General features: G+C 40.3%; 17 protein-coding genes and 1 tRNA gene. 15 read left to right on the top strand and 3 right to left on the bottom strand.

The window, feature by feature from the left end:
• Positions 1-8: 8 nt before the first annotated feature.
• On the bottom strand, positions 9-860 hold the full coding sequence (gene cobA / locus LNL84_RS09700) for a uroporphyrinogen-III C-methyltransferase (RefSeq protein WP_244357039.1): 852 nt from the start codon (positions 858-860) through the stop codon (positions 9-11).
• 351 nt (positions 861-1,211) lie between these two features.
• Between cobA and LNL84_RS09705 the strand changes: the two genes are divergently transcribed.
• Positions 1,212-3,683 carry a molybdopterin oxidoreductase family protein gene (locus LNL84_RS09705; RefSeq protein WP_244357040.1) on the top strand — a complete coding sequence of 824 codons (2,472 nt, stop codon included), beginning with the start codon at positions 1,212-1,214 and terminating at the stop codon, positions 3,681-3,683.
• Between the two features lie 86 nt (positions 3,684-3,769).
• Here the strand turns inward: LNL84_RS09705 and LNL84_RS09710 are convergent.
• Positions 3,770-3,860 (bottom strand) — tRNA-Ser (locus tag LNL84_RS09710).
• A gap of 332 nt (positions 3,861-4,192) precedes the next feature.
• On the opposite strand from LNL84_RS09710, the gene LNL84_RS09715 reads away from it, so the two are divergent.
• Positions 4,193-4,876, top strand: coding sequence for a MaoC family dehydratase (locus tag LNL84_RS09715; protein WP_244357041.1), 684 nt, complete (start codon positions 4,193-4,195; stop codon positions 4,874-4,876).
• A 53-nt stretch (positions 4,877-4,929) separates the two neighbouring features.
• Here the strand turns inward: LNL84_RS09715 and LNL84_RS09720 are convergent, their stop codons facing one another.
• Positions 4,930-5,700, bottom strand: coding sequence for a helix-turn-helix domain-containing protein (locus tag LNL84_RS09720; RefSeq protein ID WP_244357042.1), 771 nt, complete (start codon positions 5,698-5,700; stop codon positions 4,930-4,932).
• A 456-nt stretch (positions 5,701-6,156) separates the two neighbouring features.
• Here LNL84_RS09720 and LNL84_RS09725 point away from each other — a divergent pair, with 456 nt between their 5' ends.
• From LNL84_RS09725 to LNL84_RS09785, 13 genes are all read left to right on the top strand, one after another.
• Positions 6,157-6,333, top strand: coding sequence for a Flp family type IVb pilin (locus tag LNL84_RS09725; RefSeq protein WP_244357043.1), 177 nt, complete (start codon positions 6,157-6,159; stop codon positions 6,331-6,333).
• 89 nt (positions 6,334-6,422) lie between these two features.
• Positions 6,423-6,932: an A24 family peptidase gene (locus tag LNL84_RS09730; RefSeq protein ID WP_244357044.1), complete on the top strand. Its 510-nt coding sequence runs from the start codon at positions 6,423-6,425 to the stop codon at positions 6,930-6,932.
• A 9-nt stretch (positions 6,933-6,941) separates the two neighbouring features.
• Positions 6,942-8,276 (top strand): AAA family ATPase, encoded by a 1,335-nt coding sequence (locus LNL84_RS09735; RefSeq protein WP_244357045.1) that lies wholly within the window; start codon positions 6,942-6,944, stop codon positions 8,274-8,276.
• A 3-nt stretch (positions 8,277-8,279) separates the two neighbouring features.
• Positions 8,280-9,029 carry a Flp pilus assembly protein CpaB gene (gene cpaB, locus LNL84_RS09740; RefSeq protein ID WP_244357046.1) on the top strand — a complete coding sequence of 250 codons (750 nt, stop codon included), beginning with the start codon at positions 8,280-8,282 and terminating at the stop codon, positions 9,027-9,029.
• A 9-nt stretch (positions 9,030-9,038) separates the two neighbouring features.
• Positions 9,039-10,502 (top strand): type II and III secretion system protein family protein, encoded by a 1,464-nt coding sequence (locus LNL84_RS09745; RefSeq protein WP_244357047.1) that lies wholly within the window; start codon positions 9,039-9,041, stop codon positions 10,500-10,502.
• Between the two features lie 11 nt (positions 10,503-10,513).
• Positions 10,514-10,765: a hypothetical protein gene (locus tag LNL84_RS09750; protein ID WP_244357048.1), complete on the top strand. Its 252-nt coding sequence runs from the start codon at positions 10,514-10,516 to the stop codon at positions 10,763-10,765.
• 26 nt (positions 10,766-10,791) lie between these two features.
• On the top strand, positions 10,792-12,033 hold the full coding sequence (locus tag LNL84_RS09755) for a pilus assembly protein TadG-related protein (protein ID WP_244357049.1): 1,242 nt from the start codon (positions 10,792-10,794) through the stop codon (positions 12,031-12,033).
• Between the two features lies 1 nt (position 12,034).
• The gene (locus LNL84_RS09760; protein ID WP_244357050.1) at positions 12,035-12,484 is read left to right on the top strand and encodes a TadE/TadG family type IV pilus assembly protein; all 450 of its coding nucleotides are present in this window, start codon (positions 12,035-12,037) and stop codon (positions 12,482-12,484) included.
• Complete coding sequence (locus LNL84_RS09765; protein WP_244357051.1) at positions 12,474-13,040, top strand: TadE/TadG family type IV pilus assembly protein; 567 nt, start codon at positions 12,474-12,476, stop codon at positions 13,038-13,040. Before LNL84_RS09760 ends, LNL84_RS09765 begins: the two co-directional genes overlap by 11 nt.
• Complete coding sequence (locus LNL84_RS09770; RefSeq protein WP_244357052.1) at positions 13,037-14,260, top strand: AAA family ATPase; 1,224 nt, start codon at positions 13,037-13,039, stop codon at positions 14,258-14,260. The genes LNL84_RS09765 and LNL84_RS09770 overlap by 4 nt, the downstream gene beginning before the upstream one ends.
• 26 nt (positions 14,261-14,286) lie before the next feature.
• Complete coding sequence (locus tag LNL84_RS09775) at positions 14,287-15,765, top strand: TadA family conjugal transfer-associated ATPase (RefSeq protein WP_244357053.1); 1,479 nt, start codon at positions 14,287-14,289, stop codon at positions 15,763-15,765.
• A gap of 1 nt (position 15,766) precedes the next feature.
• Complete coding sequence (locus tag LNL84_RS09780; protein ID WP_244357054.1) at positions 15,767-16,735, top strand: type II secretion system F family protein; 969 nt, start codon at positions 15,767-15,769, stop codon at positions 16,733-16,735.
• 1 nt (position 16,736) lies between these two features.
• Positions 16,737-17,666, top strand: coding sequence for a type II secretion system F family protein (locus tag LNL84_RS09785; protein WP_244357055.1), 930 nt, complete (start codon positions 16,737-16,739; stop codon positions 17,664-17,666).

Below are 17,666 nucleotides of genomic sequence, written 5' to 3' on the forward strand. Positions count from 1 at the left end.
CCCTAGTTCTAAATGGTTTCTTGGACAGCAGAAGGCGTAACGGGCCTTTTGCCGAAATCTTGTTGATACAAAAAAGCAAATTGGCTATCGAGTTCAGCGTGTTCTTCCAGTTGAGTATGGATATTGACAACCTCACCGATAACAATCAGTGCTGGAGAGCGAACATCGTATTTTTGTTTGAGAGAGGTCAGCTTACTTAGTGTGCCTCGAATTGTTCTTTGCTCTGGGCAGCACCCTTTTTCAATGAGGGCTACAGGGGTCTCTTTAGATAGACCAGCATCGACTAGGTGTTGTGTAATTTCATCGGTTTTGGATAATCCCATATAGACAACAATTGTCTGATTTAATTGTGCAAGTGCTTGCCAGTTTACTGATAACTGTTTCTCAGCATGTGCAGTTATGAAAGTGCAACCTTGAGAAACGCCTCTATGGGTTAAAGGGATGTTGGAATATGAGGTACAACCAGAAGCAGATGTTATTCCCGGTATGATTTCAACTTCAATACCACAATTAGTTAATTCAATCATCTCTTCACCACCACGGCCGAAAATAAAAGGATCGCCGCCTTTTATTCTACAAATAGAGGAACCATTTAATGCATGATAAATTAATATTTCATTTATCTCTGTTTGAGTGGAACTATGGTTACCTTTAGATTTTCCAACATTTATAGTAAGTGTTTGAGAAGGGAATAGTGCTTTGATTTCATCACTGACCAGATTGTCATAAACAATAATGTCAGATGTTTGTATCGCTTTCAGAGCTTTTAAGGTCAGTAGTTCCGGATCTCCTGGACCAGCACCAGTTAACAACACCTTACCTAAGTGACTCACTCGTTTATCTCTATTGTTCAATGACATAGCTGCATTCCTTGCATATCTAACTTTCTATATTGAGTTAACAGAGCAATATGGATGCCAAAAAAACCTTCACAGCTAAATCTAAAGGGAATTGATAGTTATTTACCCCTTAAGGGGTATTAAATTGGAAGTGTTTCGATGAATGGTTGTGTCTTTTTTAAGTTTATTAATTACGGTTTGTTCGATATTAGTGCAAAGATCTTTAAAGTGGTGCAATAAGTATTCACTAATAAAGGAAGGTACCTATTGCAGGCTATATATATAAGCGCGCATTATATTTTTGTGTGGTTATGGTTTTCGGTATGTAAATTGCTTTAAGAAGAATTAAGTATTGAAAGTTTAAGGTAATGTATGTCTTATTCAGATGGTTGGATAAAAACGACGTGTGCGTATTGTGGCGTTGGTTGTGGTGTAGAAGCAAAACCAAAGTTGGACGGTTCTTTAATGATCCGTGGAGACCAGGAACACCCTTCAAATTATGGTCAATTATGTGTTAAAGGTGCTGCTCTAGGTGAAACCGTTAGTCATGAAGGTCGATTACTAACCCCAATTGTAAATGGCGCAGAGAAAAGTTGGGAAAGTGCAATTAACTATGTAGCAGACAAATTCAGCGAAATCATCAGAGAATATGGCCCAGATAGCGTTGCATTTTATGTATCGGGCCAACTATTGACAGAAGACTATTACGTTGCGAATAAGCTAATGAAAGGGTTTATTGGTAGCGGAAATATTGATAGCAACTCAAGACTGTGCATGGCTTCGTCGGTAGTGGGCCATAAGCGCGCTTTTGGAGAGGATATCGTACCCGTATGCTATGACGATCTAGAGCATACTGAGCTGGTGGTGATTGTTGGATCGAATCTAGCCTGGTGTCACCCAATATTGTTCAATCGGCTCAAAAAAGCAAAGCAGCAAAATACTCAGTTAAAAGTGATTGTGATCGACCCTCGTAAAACCGCAACCTGCGAAATTGCAGATCTTCATCTCGCCATAAACAGCGGAACGGATGTGGCACTTTTCAACGGATTACTTTCTTATTTGGCAAGAAATGGCGGTTTGGATGAGCAGTTTGTAAATAAAAGGACCAACGGCCTGCAAGAAACGCTTATGCAAGCACACCTCGAAAGCGATGATCTCGTCAAGTTATCAGCCCTTGTCGGAGTGGATAAGCAAGATCTGGTTAATGTCTATGACTTGTTCACTAAAACAGACAAAGTACTGACCATCTACTCACAAGGCGTGAATCAATCTTCCCAGGGATGTGACAAGGTAAACAGCATTCTAAACTGCCATCTTGCGAGCGGAAAAATAGGCAAAGTAGGGAGCGGGCCATTTTCTGTCACAGGGCAGCCAAATGCGATGGGTGGCAGGGAAGTTGGTGCTTTGGCAAATACGTTAGCTGCGCACATGGAATTTGATTCTAAAAGTGATAGAGGCGCGATCTCTCAGTTTTGGAATACCTCAAACTTAGCATCTAAACCAGGGCTAAAAGCGGTTGATATGTTTGATGCTATCGCTTTGGGCAAAATCAAAGCAGTATGGGTTATGGCAACGAATCCTGCCGTCAGTTTGCCAAATCAATCGAGAATACATGAAGCGCTCGATAAATGTCCTTTGGTAGTGGTATCTGACTGTATTAAAGACACTTCAACGACTCGGTATGCCAATGTACTCCTTCCTGCACAAGGGTGGAGTGAAAAGTCGGGTACTGTTACAAACTCTGAGCGACGAATATCGAGGCAAAGGCGATTATTGCCAAGTCCGGGCTTAGCCAAGCCTGACTGGTGGATTGTATCTCAGGTTGCAAGTGCAATGGGCTTTGGTGACGCTTTTAGCTATCGTCACGAAGGAGAGATTTTCCGAGAATACGCCAGTATGACTTCGATTAAGAGTGAGTCTGAGCGAGCTTTAAACCTGAAAGGATTAACCAAACTTACCGACAGTGAATACAATCAGCTTGCCCCTCAGCAATGGCCTGTTGAAAACGTTCAAACAGCCATTGAGAACCAGCGCCTTTTTGAAGATCAGCAGTTCCTAACGCCTTCTCGAAAAGCGAACTTGATCCCTGTGAGGTATTTAGCGACGAATGAAAGCTTAGATGGCATGAATAAAGTGAGACTAAATACAGGGCGCACGAAAGAGCACTGGCATACGATGACAAGAACAGGGTTATCAGAGTCACTTAGTGAGCTTTCCCCTGAGCCGACAGTGTCAATTCACCCAGAAACTGCCGAACGATTTGGCTTCAAAGATAAAGATATTGCGTGCGTTGAGAACTTGGGGAATAAACTCAAGTTACGTGTAGCTATCTCTCAAAGCGTAGAACCGGAAGACATATTTATCCCCATCCACTGGAATCAAAGCAATTCAGGCCAGTCGACGGTATGTGAAATTATTGACGATAACGTCGACCCAATGTCAGGTCAGCCTGAATTTAAAAATACGATGGTTGAATTGTCACGATGGCCTAAACAAAGTGAGGCGAAACTGTTTTCCAGGACAAGCCTAGTCAACTTTACAAATGAGTACTGGGTTAGACAAAAGGTAACAGATGGCTATGTGTATCATATAGCCTCTACGAGCACAGCACCGGAATTAGCTGAGAGTCTTATGCCAATAATAGATAGGCAAAAGGGAGTAATGCTGTCATATAAAGATAGTACGTCGGCTGTAAAGGTTGCGAAGTTTGATGGTAATGAATTGTTAGTCGCACTCGCAGTGGGTGACACTTTGAATCATGAAGAGCCGCTGTGGTTTAAGGGGCTTACCATTTCAGAAAATGAGAGTCGTCATCAAAATTTCTTTGAGAGCTGCGTAGCTTGAGAAAGGGTTTGTATTGCAGTGTCCGGAGACAATCTTTTCCATGCAGATCAAAAAAGCCCGCTGAATAATCAGCGGGCTTTAAAAAGTGGCGGAGAGATAGGGATTTGAACCCTAGAACCGCTATTAACGGTTGCCGGTTTTCAAGACCGGTGCTTTCGACCACTCAGCCATCTCTCCTTTTCGGGACGTATAATATTCTGGCCCATGACGCTTGTAAAGAAAAAATAAGAACCGATTGGTTTAAGTGATTGTTTATTAGCCATTACAGGTAATGGTTATACGTAAACTCAAAATTGCAAGCAATTAATGGGTCATTTTGATGTAGTAAGCAGGTAAACTCATGACAGAGATCTCATAATAAAATATTGTTTTATTGCCTTAACTAACTGATTAATAATCTTTATTGTGGGTTCAGGATACGAATGTTCGCCCGAAAGTGATTGCCTAACTTTGTGATGTCGTTCAAACTATAGGGATGCGCTCTACTAGGCGATTAAATTGAGGTCAATATGAAAGTCGTGAAATTGTTTAAACAAAGAGTTGAGTCTTCATCGAAGTACCACTCAGAGATTATGCAATGGATGTCTCCAAGTTTACGTGAATATTGGGGGGAGTTCTTAGGAAAAACCCATTCAAGCAATTTTTTATCTTGGGTGAGAGACTATCATAAGCCAGCTGTTAACGAACCACATGTTGAAGACGAAACCAAGAAGATTGTGCTCACTCAAGATGCACAAATCCTCTTTGATGACTTGCAACGTCAAATTGGTGAAGTAATACACGTAGGGAACTGGATCCTAGTTGACCAGGAGCGAATCAATCAATTCGGTTTGGTGACAGAAGATAATCAATGGATCCATACCGATCCGGTAAAAGCTGAGTTAGAGTCTCCGTTTAAGACGACGATTGCTCACGGTTTCCTCACTTTGGCTCTTTTGCCTGCACTGACAGACAGCGTCGATCCAACTAAACCAATGTTCCCGACTGCAAAAATGATGGTTAATATTGGCTTGAATCAAGTGAGATTTCCATATCCTGTGAAAGTTGGTAGTAACATTAGAGCGAAAAGTACCTTGCTTAAAGTCACGCCGATTAAAAAAGGGCTAGAAATTGAACGTGAGATCAGAGTCGAGATTGAAGGTGTTAGGCGTCCAGCTTGCGTTGCGGTTTCTGTTATCCATTTGCACTTTTAACTAGATAAAATCGCTAGATGTGGCCTGAAAGCGTGTTCTCGGATTCAGCACATCTAGTTATCTTTGGTCGCCAAATCTATTGTGCCGCCAATATTCCTATATGTACCCGGGCTCATTCCTGTTTTTTTCTTGAACATTCGAGAAAAGTACGACACATCGTTAAATCCACATTGATAAGCGATGGCAGATATTTGTTGCCTTGAATTGTCTTTCAGTAATTGCTTGGCCAGCGATATGCGTTTGTGGCTTACGTAATCGCGAAAACTCTCGCCAATTTCTTGATGAAATAGGCGCGAAAAGTAGGGGATGGAAAGGTGGCAGTGGTCGGCAACGTCTCTTTCTCTTAACGTGCCAGCATAGTGCTTTTCTATATACGCGAGCACATTGGTGATAGTGTCTGTTTCATGAACACTTTTCCGTAATGTGGAAATGTTTTTGCTTTGAGTTACTGATTTACCTTGAGTTTGTGAAGTATAAATATTGTCCCGACGAAGCTTTGTTTCAATGTACGCAATTTGTTTGATGTGTTGTGACTGAGAAAGGTCGACACTGGCATAAACGATCTCGTCATTTAAAAAGCGACTCGGCACGCTTGCTTCGTGAAAGACAATTAGTGACTTTGAGAGATTATTGCAGATCCGTATACACATCATAAGCAATTCCTCGTCAAAATCTTTATCAGCGTAGAGGAAGCAAAAGAAGACATTAGGATCAGTGATTGTAGAAACATCGCCTCCAACATCAATTAGAGCGTACTTCTCTACCATCAACTTTCTAACCCCTTCGGGCAGGAAAAGGTAAGATTTCCCCAACCAGTATGACATTCAAACCTCTCATTTTTAAGACTTTACCACTAAACTATAACCTTAGTTTAGGACTAAATGATAAAAGTACCAATGAATGTTAAATTAATCGTTAAGTAAATCATATTTTGTCTCAAAAATAATACGTGGTGTATATTTAACCTATTGATAGATATATTGTTGGCAATTAAACCCTTCAGAATAAACGAAGATGAATATGTATGTAATCAGCAAATAAACCCTAGTAAAAGTCAGGGACCCCTCCACATTGGTTAGAGTTTAAAGAGGCCAAAACACGAAAATATAAACTAAAGTTTATTTGTTTTATAAGCCTATAGTTTATTTTGTCATTTTTTTAACATCACAACCCCATTAAATAAGTCCTAATTATTGACAAAAAAGTACTAACGATTAGTCGACTAATCCATCTACTTTTGAAGAGCGATCAACGAGATACGAGTAAAAAGGAGATTTCTTATGTCATCGCTAATCAAATTTGTAAAAGACTTTGCACAAGATGAAGAAGGTTTGACCATATTAGAGTATGTGATAGGCGCAGCTCTCATAGTCATCGCATTAATTGCTGCTGATCCTTGGAATGGTTTGATGAACAAACTTTCGACAACGCTTAATTCTGTGCCGGCAGCAAGTTAATAAGGGAAATGTAATGCAGTTTTGCGCCAATCAGAGTGTATCTGATTTGGCGCGCATTATTCTGCGTAAGACATGGAGGCACAGGGATCATGGAACACGTGTCATTTTGGCTTATTCTATCGGTCATTGTGGTGTTTGACGTTAAGGAGAATAGAATTCCTAATAAGTGGGTTGTGGTATTGTTGGGATGTTCTTTTCTATTGCTTACGATCAAATATGGTGGAGTAACTTCGATCAAGCTAGATCACGTTTACGGAGGGCTCGTAGCCTTTTTTGGTGGCTTGATTTTTTATATTTTACGAGCCATGGCTGCTGGTGATGTTAAATTACTCGGTGTTGTCGGATTTACAATTGGCCTACATGAACTGGGGGATTATTCCTTATTACTCATACTTAGCGGTGGTTTTATCGGTGTATATTATTTATTGGATAATATTTCGAGATCAGGAGTTACGTTAATTGAAAACTTCAAGCAATATGCGGTGTTAAATATTGCCCAACGGAAAAATATGGCTTCAAGTGTTGATGCTAAGCTGGCAATACCCTTTGCTCCGGCCATCATGCTGGCGCTATTGCTCCTGTCTAGCACCACCATTTGAGGGAATGTTATGAATGCAATAACATCAGCAAACAATAAGCCGGAACTTACGCCCCAAATAGACCCGCCAGTAGTACCTTTAAGTATTTCAGAATTGAAAATTCCGGTTGTAGTACTTGAAAACCTGACGTTAAAGCACCTTGCACATCAAAATAAAGTCGATATTTTACGACTTTCTGAACTGATGGGTATCAGTACACATATCGTAGAAGAGTTACTTCAGTCACTTCGTAAAAGGTCACTTATCGAAGTTTACCAACCGCACTTGGGAGCGGGCACGGTAAGCAAACACCACATTCTTTATGGGCTATCTGCATCAGGCTTGCAAGATGCCGAATTGGCGTTCTTAAATGACTCATATATTGGTCCAGTCCCGGTGACACTTGAAGAATACAACGACATAGTTTCTAGGCAAGATATTCGGTTGAATAATATTAATTACGAAAACATAAGTAATGCGCTGAAGGGTGTTCAGGGTGCCCAACATATGGTCCCAATACTGGGGCCTGCTCTAAACTCGGGGCGTGCGTTGTTACTGTACGGTCATTCTGGGACAGGGAAAAGCTTTGTCGCAGCGCAATTACTAAACGCTTTCGACACATCAGTTTATATACCATTCTCAGTGTATGCTTCCGGAAACATCATTAAGGTGTTTTCTGACCTACATCATAAGCCACTAGATAATAACTCGTCGGCCAAAACAATCCATTTTAATCAACAATATGATCGGCGATGGGCGCTCTGTGAAAGACCAAATGTTCAGGTTGGCGGAGAACTAACAATGGACATGCTGGAAGTTAATCACTCCGAACACAATAGGGTATGGTTAGCTCCGCTGCAAATGCTTGCTAATAACGGATTACTAATAATTGATGATCTAGGAAGGCAAAAAATATCTGTCGATACATTGCTGAATCGATGGATTGTACCCATGGAATATTCCGTAGACTATCTTGTCTTACCTAGTGGACAGCAAGTTTGTATTCCATTTGTATTAACTTTAGCATTTTCGACGAACTTAAACCCAATGGAGATTGGAGACCCCGCTTTTTTGAGGCGTCTAGGGTATAAGGTCGAGTTTTCACCACTGTTGGAAGATGAATACTTTGATTTGGTTCAAATTGTCTGTGAAAAGAATGATCTTGAGGCAACTCATGAAGCGCTAAAGTATCTATCTTTTTTACATTCACACTTTAAGGTTCCTTTTTATCCTTGTATTCCAAAAGATGTTGTCGGAATTTGTAAAGATATTATCAAGTTTGAGGAAAAAGAACGGAAGTTAACCAATAATGTTATTGAAGCTTCTTGGCGCCTTTATTTTACTTCCGATGGATTGGAGGATTAGAGAATGAGTAAATCACAAGTGTTTTTGCTGATGCTATTATCAATAGTTCTAGGCTTAACAGCGGTTTTTTTTGCTAAGCAATGGATGGATCAACAAACACAACCTGAGATAGTTCAAGAGGTTGTAGAGCGATTGCCTGTTGTGGTGGCAGAACAAGAAATTCCAGCAGGAACGATTGTTGAAGCTGCATTTATTTCCCTTAGGTTACTCGAAAAAGATTGGGTTGACGAGGATACATTGTTCTTAGATCAAGAAGAAGTAATTGGTAAAGTAGCGAGCGCTACGATGTACTCAGGAGAAGTGGTTCATAAGTCTCGGGTTTCTGTGCCTGGTGAAGGGTCAACATTAGCGTCAATAATCACTGAAGATAAAAGGGCTGTGACTATTCGCGTGAATGATGTTATCGGCGTGGCGGGTTTCTTATTACCGGGCAACCGTGTTGATATTATGAAAACGACTCCAGCAGGAAAGAATTCCGCTTACACTAGAACAGTACTTAAGAACATTAAGGTGTTGGCTGTGGATCAAACGGCGAGAACCAAAGAGAACAAGCCCGTTATAGTACGCGCTGTTACCGTAGAAGTGACGCCTCGTGAAGCGGCGACACTTCTATCGGCTAATAGTAGTGGAAAAATCCAATTGGCATTGAGAAACCCGCAACAAAAAGATCCACCTCCACCTAAGAGCTACGTGTCTCCGAGTGTAACTATCATTAAAGGTACGCAGTCTTCAAATATTCGAGTTAAGGATTAAGGTGACGATATGAAACGGATTTTTCTTTTACTCTCTATAATTGGAATGGTTACGTTTGTCCACGCGGCTACATCCAGTGGCAAAGTTGTGACGGTTCCTCATCATAAATCTGAATATGTCATGCTTTCGGGCAAAGCGAAAAGGGTTTCACTGGGTGATCCTAGTGTACTTGATATAGTTATGCTTCGTTCCAACGAGTTATTTTTGATCGGTAAAAAACTTGGAACGACAAATCTTATGGCATGGGACAGTCGTGGACGTCTAATCGAATCGATCAATATAGAAGTGACGCATGATATCAATAGTGTTAAATCGAAGATGTATGAGTTCCTTCCTAATGAAACAATTGAGGTGCACAGCTCACAAGACAAGTTACTTTTAAGTGGGCAAGTTAGTAGCCAGGAAGCAATGAATACCGCTGTTAAATTGGCCGAAACATTTACGGCCGGTAAAACAGTTGATGCAAGTACTTCGTCGCAAGACGTTACGGTAAATCAAACCAATGTTATTAACCTGATGACCATCGGCGGAGCTCAGCAAGTCATGCTGGAGGTGACTGTGGCTGAAGTTCAACGAAGTTTAGTCCGCCGCTTTGATTCCGACTTTCACTTTTTTTCTCAAAACGGGAACTTCGGCTGGGGTGCAACTAACTCAGGTGGCATCCTAGATGATATTGGCGGAGGTGTGGGGCCAATCTTTGGGACGCCAACGGTTAGTGGTCCTGGTTTATTGGCTACGTTCCTTGATGGTAACACCTTGTTTACGTTAGCTCTTGATGTAGCTAAAGAAAATGGCGTTGCGAAGGTACTCGCAGAGCCTAATTTGACAGCGCTTAGTGGATCTCAGGCTGAGTTCTTGGCGGGCGGAGAATTTCCAATTCCTGTACCGAATAGAGATGGTATTACTGTTGAATATAAAGAATTTGGCGTAGGCGTAAAGTTTGTTCCGACTATTTTAAGTGATCAAAAGGTAAATCTTGTTTTGTCAGTTGAGGTAAGCGAAGTAGCAAATTCTGGGTCATTAACGTTGGCGCCTGTCGATACCAATGCGAGTTACTTTATACCTCCAATAACCAAGAGATCAGCGTCATCAACATTAGAGTTAGCGGATGGACAGACAATTGGAATAGCAGGGCTTCTTAGTGAAAATGTTCGTGATGTTTCTAATAAGATGCCGGGTGTAGGAGAAATACCGGTCTTAGGGCAATTATTTAACAGTCAAGAATATATATCCGGTGAGACTGAGCTGGTGATACTGGTGACTCCTCGGCTCGCGCGCCCTGTGGATAGAGATAAGATTTTGCTACCCACAGATGCATTCGTCAAACCTAACGATATCGAGTTTTATTTACTTGGGAAAGGCTCTTACTTAGCTGATATGGAAAGTACAAGTCAGGTTAATGAAACAAATACGGAAGGTAGTGTTCCATCGAGCCAGGGTGGTTCGGAGGGTTCCTTCGGGCATGAGTTATAAGGAGTTAAGGTATGAAGCTACAGATACTGGCTATGTTTATTTTAGGTTCACTAATGTTTGGGTGCGCAAATGATAAACCACTTGGTTACTCGGTCGCAACATTAAAGCATGAGCAAACCTATGACCATAATGCGACAACAAATAATAAAGATGTCGTGCCTACAGGAACCGGGACGAAGATGCAACAGGCATACGACGTGTACACAGGGGAAAATGCGTATTCAGGTGAAAACGTGGTAGGAGGCATGTCTACTAGTTTTTAGCAGACTATGTAAAAGAGGTAAATTAGATGAAATATAGTAATGATTACAAGATAAGTATGAAAAAACAGAGTGGAATTACGCTGGTTTTTTTTACGGCTATATTCATTCTATTTATGATGTTCGCAGCTTTTGCATTTGATGTGAACCATGCAATGTTAAATAAAACGAGGTTTCAAAACGCTGTTGATGCCGCTGCACTAGCTGGGGCTGTAAAAGCAAGTGATGGGAAATCAGACGAGGTAGCAAGACAGGCAGCGATTGATACTGTCGCCGCTCTTTTTAGTGCCGCTGGTAACACTGAAGTCTCGGAGACTGATGAGTTTGTTCTAGTGCAGTTCTCAAATGACCCACAAGATTTTTCTAATGCAGCAATAGCTGCTTATGACTCGGATGGAGATACTTATATACGTGTTTCAGTAAGCAACGTGCCGCTGAGATCGTTTATTGTAAGCATGTTTGGTATCTCCAAAGTAGGCGCAGCTAGTGCCGTTGCTGGGCCAAGTTCTGAAATCACTACGGCATGTAATGTAGTACCAATGGCTGTTTGTGCCGGCACCGGGAGTACTGAAGATGATGTATTGGGGTATGAGTTTGGGGAAATATATGCGCTGAAAGTCGGCGATGGTAGTGAGACGTCGATGACGTCTGGTAATTATCAGTTACTCGATTTTGGTAGTGGCGGTAACACCGTCGGCGAGGCGCTTGCAGGCGGTTTTACAGAATGTGTGACTTTTGCTGAACAGATTACAACTCAAAGCCAACCCGGTAACGTAATTGGTCCCGTAGGGAAGGGCCTTAATACTCGTTTCGGCGATCATGATCCTCAGCATACAGCTGAAGATTACCCATCAGATTTATACATAGAAGAATTTATTCCTACAAAAACTACAAATGACGATGGCTCAGTAACATACTCGAATGATAGTGATATTGAGGACTATTATGAACACTATCGAACTGAAGCAGCTAAGTGTAATGGGACCTCCTCAGGAAATTGCACCTCTGGAGATCCTGGGCGTCGTATTTTACCAGTACCTATGATTAATTGTGATGAGGCTAAAAATGGTTCAACCCCACTAAAGATTGAAGCAGTAGGTTGCTTTTTTATGTTGAAAAAGGCTCCTACCGATAATGGAGATAAAGAGGGGGTTGTGGGTCAGTTTATAGAAGATTGTACAATCGAAAATGGTTCTACTGGCATTGAACCGGGCGATGAAGGTGTATATAAAATCCAATTGTATAAAGATCCTTCGAGTGGAGAATCCTGATATGAAAACTGCCTCAAAGCAAAAAGGTCTTGCAGCAGTAGAGTTGGTCTTGATTACACCAATTATTATTTTCTTGTTCGTAATCAATATTGAGGTTGGAAAGTTTCTAGTTGAAAATCAGATGTTGAGCAAAATGGTACGTAATGGTGCTCGCTTCGCTATAACTAATGTTTATGGAACAGCAAGTGGGGGGGCAATAGCACCATTATCTGAAATCCAGAATATGGTCGTTTACGGAAAGCCAGTTGTGGCTGACGATGCCGCCCCTCTACTGCCAGGGTTGGTGCCTAATGATATATCACTTGACACTAGTGAAGAATTTGAAGGTTTTGTAGTAGTTACAGCAAGTCACACCTACACACCTGTATTTGTGAAAATACCATTTACAGATATTTCATTTAACGTTAGCTATTCAGCTTCTTCAATAATGGAGAAACGTAATGCGCTATAGAAGCACGATAGGTAAGAAGAGTGGTGTAACGATTATAGAGTTTACCTTAGTTATTTTGGTGGCGTTACTACTCATTTTTACGGCTTTTGAATTTAGTCGTTATGTACTGTCTATGCAAATGTTAAATGAAATGACAAGAAAAGCTGCGAGGTTAGCCGTGGTCTGCTCAATCGAAAGTCGGGATGATATTTTAACGTTGCCAGAGGTCGTGGAAAACAGTCCAACTGACTTTGACTCTTCTTATCTATTAATAAATTACTTAGATCGTGATGGTGTGGAAGTTAACGTGGACGGTTTTACTTCTGAGCCTGATGAGGATGATGAGGACCAACAGAACGAGATGAACCAAATATTTTCTCAAATTAGGTTTGTAAGTGCTGAGATCGACACAGAAAGTTTTAAGTTTCAATTTGTACCGCTACTGTCTTTTTTTGGAGATGCTGGAGCGGTTGAGGTACCCAGTTTTAAAACAATCTTGCCGATTGAAAGCTTAGGGATAATTCGTAATAACGACGGCTCTCCTTCGGGCGCAATTGAACATTGTGGAGGCGTATGATGGTTGAACCTGTACCCATTTCAAAGGAATATGACTTGGAAACTGAATTTAGTTTAAAAACTAATATTAATATCTGGGTTCTTTATATCAATGATTCTTTTAGAAATCACATAACGAGTGAGCTTTCTAGAAGTAGAAATATCAGAATTGAAGTAATGAAAGTAGGAGCGATTTCAGAAGATTCTTTATCCTCTATGAATTCCCCTGATGTAATAATTGTTGAAGCTCGGGATCATTGGGCTGCAAAGATTTTGGAGTTTCAGCATTACAACTTGCCTTTCGGTGATATGCAAGCTTCGCTGATAGTCTTTGGGGATGAAAATGATACTGCTTCTTTGAGACTTGCCTTAAAGTTAGGAGCATCTGACTATTTACCCGACAAAGCGACCCTTAACGAACTATTTCCACTGTTAAAAAACATCTCAGAAGATATGTTAGTAAGCAGAGATTTGGGGGAACTACTTTTTTTTGTTAATACTAAAGGGGGCAATGGGGCGACAACCATAGCTATGAATGTCGCAATTGATCTTGCTGATAAGTTTCCAGATCAAGTTCTTTTGATTGACATAGATACTCAATTTGGCTTAATGAGTGAATACTTAAATCTCGAACCGAAATATAGCTTTTGTGATATTTTAGATTGCGTTTCAGACCTAGATGAAACGTCCTTAAGCAGTATGGTTACAAAATACGATAAAAACCTTCATACAATCAGTATATTCAGAGGGCAGAATAGTGATCTTATGAAAAATTCTGACAAGATTTATGAACTGATTCCTTTACTTAGACAGTTTTATAAATATGTTGTTGTTGATTTTTCTAGAGGCATTGACCCTATTTTTTCAGCAGTGTTGCCCTCATCGACAAAGTTTTTTTTGGTAATACAACAAAACTATATGTCACTGAAAAATGCTAATCAAATAGTTAAAGAATTAAAATTCGACTTTGGATTACCTATTGATTCAATTGAATTAGTGATAAATAGATATGATAAAAATCAACCAATTAGCCTAAAGGATATAACTAAAACGTTACCAAACACCACAAGTCATGTTATTCCCAACGACTTTAAAGTAGCAAACGAGAGTGCAAATTTAGGAAAGCCAATAATTCACTACAAGAAAAAAAGTATTATTAGTAAGTCGGTCGTTAAACTTACAAGTACCTTAATCCCAGAGCGTGAAAAATCTAAGGGTTGGTTTAGTCGGTTTTTTAATTAGAAGTCTAGATAGGAAGAGGACAGATTATGTTTTTTAAACGGAAGAACCTAAACCCAAACTTAGAAAAAAAATTGGCTGACTCGAATATTGAGGCCGGGAAGATTGCACGGATAGACACGGTTGATGATCCGGTAGTAGCGTTTGAAGAACATGATTTAAACATAACACCTAGCGACCGTTCACTTGCAAAATCAAAGGCTGTCGACGAGGCGAAAAAGCAACTTGAACAAGATTTAGAAGTAAAACACTATTTTCACAAAAAGTTGTTAGAAACACTGGATTTAGGACTGCTTTCTAGCCTTGATGAAGAGACTGCTAAAAAGGAATTACACCAAGCCGTTCAACAACTAATGGCAGATGATAATTCACATCCGCTGAGTCACGAAGGACGAAAAAGAGTACTCGCGCAAATCGAAGACGAAGTTTTTGGATTGGGGCCTTTAGAACCCCTTTTAAAAGATACAACAGTCTCCGATATATTAGTTAATGGCGCTAAACATATTTATGTTGAACGCAGGGGTAAATTGGAGCGTACACCTTATACATTTCTTGATGATCGCCATCTAAGGAATATTATCGATAGAATCGTTAGTTTGGTGGGTCGCAGAATAGATGAAGCTTCGCCAATGGTTGATGCTCGTTTGCAGGATGGATCTCGTGTCAACGCAATTATTCCCCCATTGGCAATTGATGGCCCGTCAGTATCGATTCGTAGGTTTGCCGTAGACCGACTAACTATGGATAACTTACTTAAACTGAACTCTCTGTCTCATGATATGGCAAGATTTATTGAAGGAGCCGTCAAAGGTGAATTGAACATACTGATTTCAGGTGGTACGGGTTCTGGTAAAACGACAACCTTGAACATATTTTCAGGGTTTATACCAGAAGATGAACGAATTATTACAATAGAAGATTCTGCTGAGTTACAACTTCAACAGCCACATGTTATTCGATTAGAGACTCGGCCGGCTAACCTTGAAGGTAAAGGTGAGATTACTCAAAGGGAGCTTGTTAAAAACTCACTTCGTATGAGACCAGACAGAATTGTAGTTGGTGAGGTTCGGGGCAGTGAAGCTGTAGATATGTTGTCAGCGATGAATACAGGTCACGATGGTTCTCTTGCCACCATCCATGCTAATACGCCTAGAGACGCACTTAGCCGCGTAGAAAATATGTTTTCTATGGCAGGTTGGAACATTTCGACAAAAAACTTGAGAGCACAAATTGCTTCAGCAATTCATTTAGTCGTCCAGATGGAACGTCAAGAAGACGGGAAAAGAAGAATGGTTAGCATTCAAGAGATAAACGGGATGGAAGGTGAAGTTATTACAATGTCCGAAATCTTTAAGTTTGAGCGGCAAGGTGTAGATTCAGAAGGAAATGTTATTGGTGCTTATAAAGCAACCGGTGTTATCCCTGAATCACATAGTTCGTTAGTGAAGAGAGGCATTGATCTTCCTTATGAGCTATTTAATGAGACGAATAAACGTCCAAGGGGGTGATATGGAAGTTAATAGCACATTATTTTTTGTCTTGCTTTTTGTATCTGTATTCATTATTTCACAAGCATTGATTATGCCTGCGGCGGGACAAAAAGCTAAACATAAAGAGTTAACTAAACGTCTTGAAATGACAAAGAGTGATCTCGATAGTGAAAGCATAAACCTTTTAAATGAACATTATAATAAATCTTTATCTCCGTTTGACCGAAATCTTATTAAGATTAGTTATTTTGCTAACTTAAAGAAAATGATGGAATTGGCCGGGATACGGATGGGGCTTGCCGATCTGGTTGCCAGGGTAATTTTAGTTTGCTTAGCATTGTTCATATTAATATTGCTCATCAACCAACCATGGTATTTTGGTTTAGCTCTCTGCCTATTTGTTGTGTTGTCAGTCACATTTTACATTAATTGGAAAGTAAACTTTAGGTTGATGAAATTTGAAGAGCAACTTCCAGAAGCCCTTGATATTATGAGGCGAATGTTACAAACCGGGCAACCTTTAGTTCAATCTTTTAAGGAAGTCGGTGATGAGCTACCGAACCCAGCGGGAGAAGAGTTCCGAAATACCTTTAATTTGTTAAACTTTGGGTATGATATGAGGATTGCAATCCTTAATATGTCCGACAGAGTACCGACTGTTTCCATGTTAGCATTTTCATCAGCAGTGTTACTACAGAAAGATACAGGGGGCAATCTTTCTGAAAACCTTCAAAAGGTTTCCGAAGTATTGCGTTCAAGGTTTAAGTTGTCTCGAAAAATAAAGACATTAACAGCCGAAAGTCGTATGGCTGCATGGATCCTTGTATTAGCTCCTTTCGCATTGTTTGCCGCGCTTCAAGTTATAAATCCAGATTATGTGTCTGTGCTTTACACTCATCCAGCTGGCCTCAAACTTATTGGTTTTGGAATGATCAGTTTGATGATTGGAGCATTCTGGATGAAAAGGGTTATCAGCCTAGAGGTGTAATATGAATGAGTTAATCTTATTTTTAAGTGATATTAGCTTTACGCGAGACAATTTGGTTCTGGGCGCTATACTGCTAGCTGTTGCACTCTTTGTTTTTACATTAGGCTTTATATTGTCTGGAGTTAAAAGTAATGTAGAGCGAAGAGTCGATGGTTTGATTGATTCTGAGGACAGGAAAGAAAATAGTAGAGTAAGAAACACGCTCGAATCATTAGCGCCTTTTTATATACCAGGTGATTCCAAAGAACGAGACAATATAAGAAGTCAATTGATGCATGCCGGCTATCATGACAAAAAAGCTATAGCCAATTTCTATGCGATAAAATTGTTTTCTTTTGTTGTAGGAGTGATATTTTCAGCCTTGATCTTCTTATTGTTTGCAGATGCGTCTTGGCGAAATTTTTGCATGATTGGGGCTGTTTTCTTTGGCTTGTTTATTCCAAATGTTATTTTAAAGAAACTCATCAAGACAAGACAAAGAAAAATTAGAGGTGGGATTCCTGATGTACTTGACTTATTGGTCGTGTGTACAGAATCAGGACTCGGCTTTTTAGCTGCTCTTCGTAGGGTGGCAAATGAAGCTTACATATCGCACCCTGAGCTTGCCGATGAACTTGATACAGTGTGTGCCAAAGTTAAAGCTGGCGTAGAATTGCCCCAAGCTTTTTCAGAGCTGGTAGTAAGAACAGGATTAGAAGAGCTAAACGGGCTGGTTAGTATGTTATCGCATGCATCAAGAATTGGGGGTAGCCTTGCAACAACCTTACGAGATTACACTGAGGATTATAGAGATAAACGAAACCAACAGGCTGAGGAAATGGCCGCTAAGATGCCAACTAAGATGATGTTCCCAATGTTACTTTTTATTTGGCCGTGTTTTTTCATTGTAGCCGTTGGACCCGCTATACTCATATTAAAAGAAGCTTTCTGA

This window comes from Vibrio gelatinilyticus (assembly GCF_022836845.1).
In the GTDB taxonomy this organism is placed as follows: Bacteria; Pseudomonadota; Gammaproteobacteria; order Enterobacterales; family Vibrionaceae; genus Vibrio; species Vibrio gelatinilyticus.

What these genes read in the sequence shown, in the direction of transcription:
- LNL84_RS09765 (WP_244357051.1), top strand. Translation starts at nt 12,474, where the DNA reads ATGCGCTATAGAAGCACGATAGGTAAGAAGAGTGGTGTAACGATTATA.
- LNL84_RS09770 (WP_244357052.1), top strand. Translation starts at nt 13,037, where the DNA reads ATGATGGTTGAACCTGTACCCATTTCAAAGGAATATGACTTGGAAACT.
- LNL84_RS09755 (WP_244357049.1), top strand. Translation starts at nt 10,792, where the DNA reads ATGAAATATAGTAATGATTACAAGATAAGTATGAAAAAACAGAGTGGA.
- LNL84_RS09705 (WP_244357040.1), top strand. Translation starts at nt 1,212, where the DNA reads ATGTCTTATTCAGATGGTTGGATAAAAACGACGTGTGCGTATTGTGGC.
- LNL84_RS09780 (WP_244357054.1), top strand. Translation starts at nt 15,767, where the DNA reads ATGGAAGTTAATAGCACATTATTTTTTGTCTTGCTTTTTGTATCTGTA.
- LNL84_RS09730 (WP_244357044.1), top strand. Translation starts at nt 6,423, where the DNA reads ATGGAACACGTGTCATTTTGGCTTATTCTATCGGTCATTGTGGTGTTT.
- LNL84_RS09720 (WP_244357042.1), bottom strand. Translation starts at nt 5,700, where the DNA reads ATGTCATACTGGTTGGGGAAATCTTACCTTTTCCTGCCCGAAGGGGTT.
- LNL84_RS09725 (WP_244357043.1), top strand. Translation starts at nt 6,157, where the DNA reads ATGTCATCGCTAATCAAATTTGTAAAAGACTTTGCACAAGATGAAGAA.
- LNL84_RS09745 (WP_244357047.1), top strand. Translation starts at nt 9,039, where the DNA reads ATGAAACGGATTTTTCTTTTACTCTCTATAATTGGAATGGTTACGTTT.
- cobA (WP_244357039.1), bottom strand. Translation starts at nt 860, where the DNA reads ATGTCATTGAACAATAGAGATAAACGAGTGAGTCACTTAGGTAAGGTG.
- LNL84_RS09775 (WP_244357053.1), top strand. Translation starts at nt 14,287, where the DNA reads ATGTTTTTTAAACGGAAGAACCTAAACCCAAACTTAGAAAAAAAATTG.
- cpaB (WP_244357046.1), top strand. Translation starts at nt 8,280, where the DNA reads ATGAGTAAATCACAAGTGTTTTTGCTGATGCTATTATCAATAGTTCTA.
- LNL84_RS09750 (WP_244357048.1), top strand. Translation starts at nt 10,514, where the DNA reads ATGAAGCTACAGATACTGGCTATGTTTATTTTAGGTTCACTAATGTTT.
- LNL84_RS09735 (WP_244357045.1), top strand. Translation starts at nt 6,942, where the DNA reads ATGAATGCAATAACATCAGCAAACAATAAGCCGGAACTTACGCCCCAA.
- LNL84_RS09785 (WP_244357055.1), top strand. Translation starts at nt 16,737, where the DNA reads ATGAATGAGTTAATCTTATTTTTAAGTGATATTAGCTTTACGCGAGAC.
- LNL84_RS09760 (WP_244357050.1), top strand. Translation starts at nt 12,035, where the DNA reads ATGAAAACTGCCTCAAAGCAAAAAGGTCTTGCAGCAGTAGAGTTGGTC.
- LNL84_RS09715 (WP_244357041.1), top strand. Translation starts at nt 4,193, where the DNA reads ATGAAAGTCGTGAAATTGTTTAAACAAAGAGTTGAGTCTTCATCGAAG.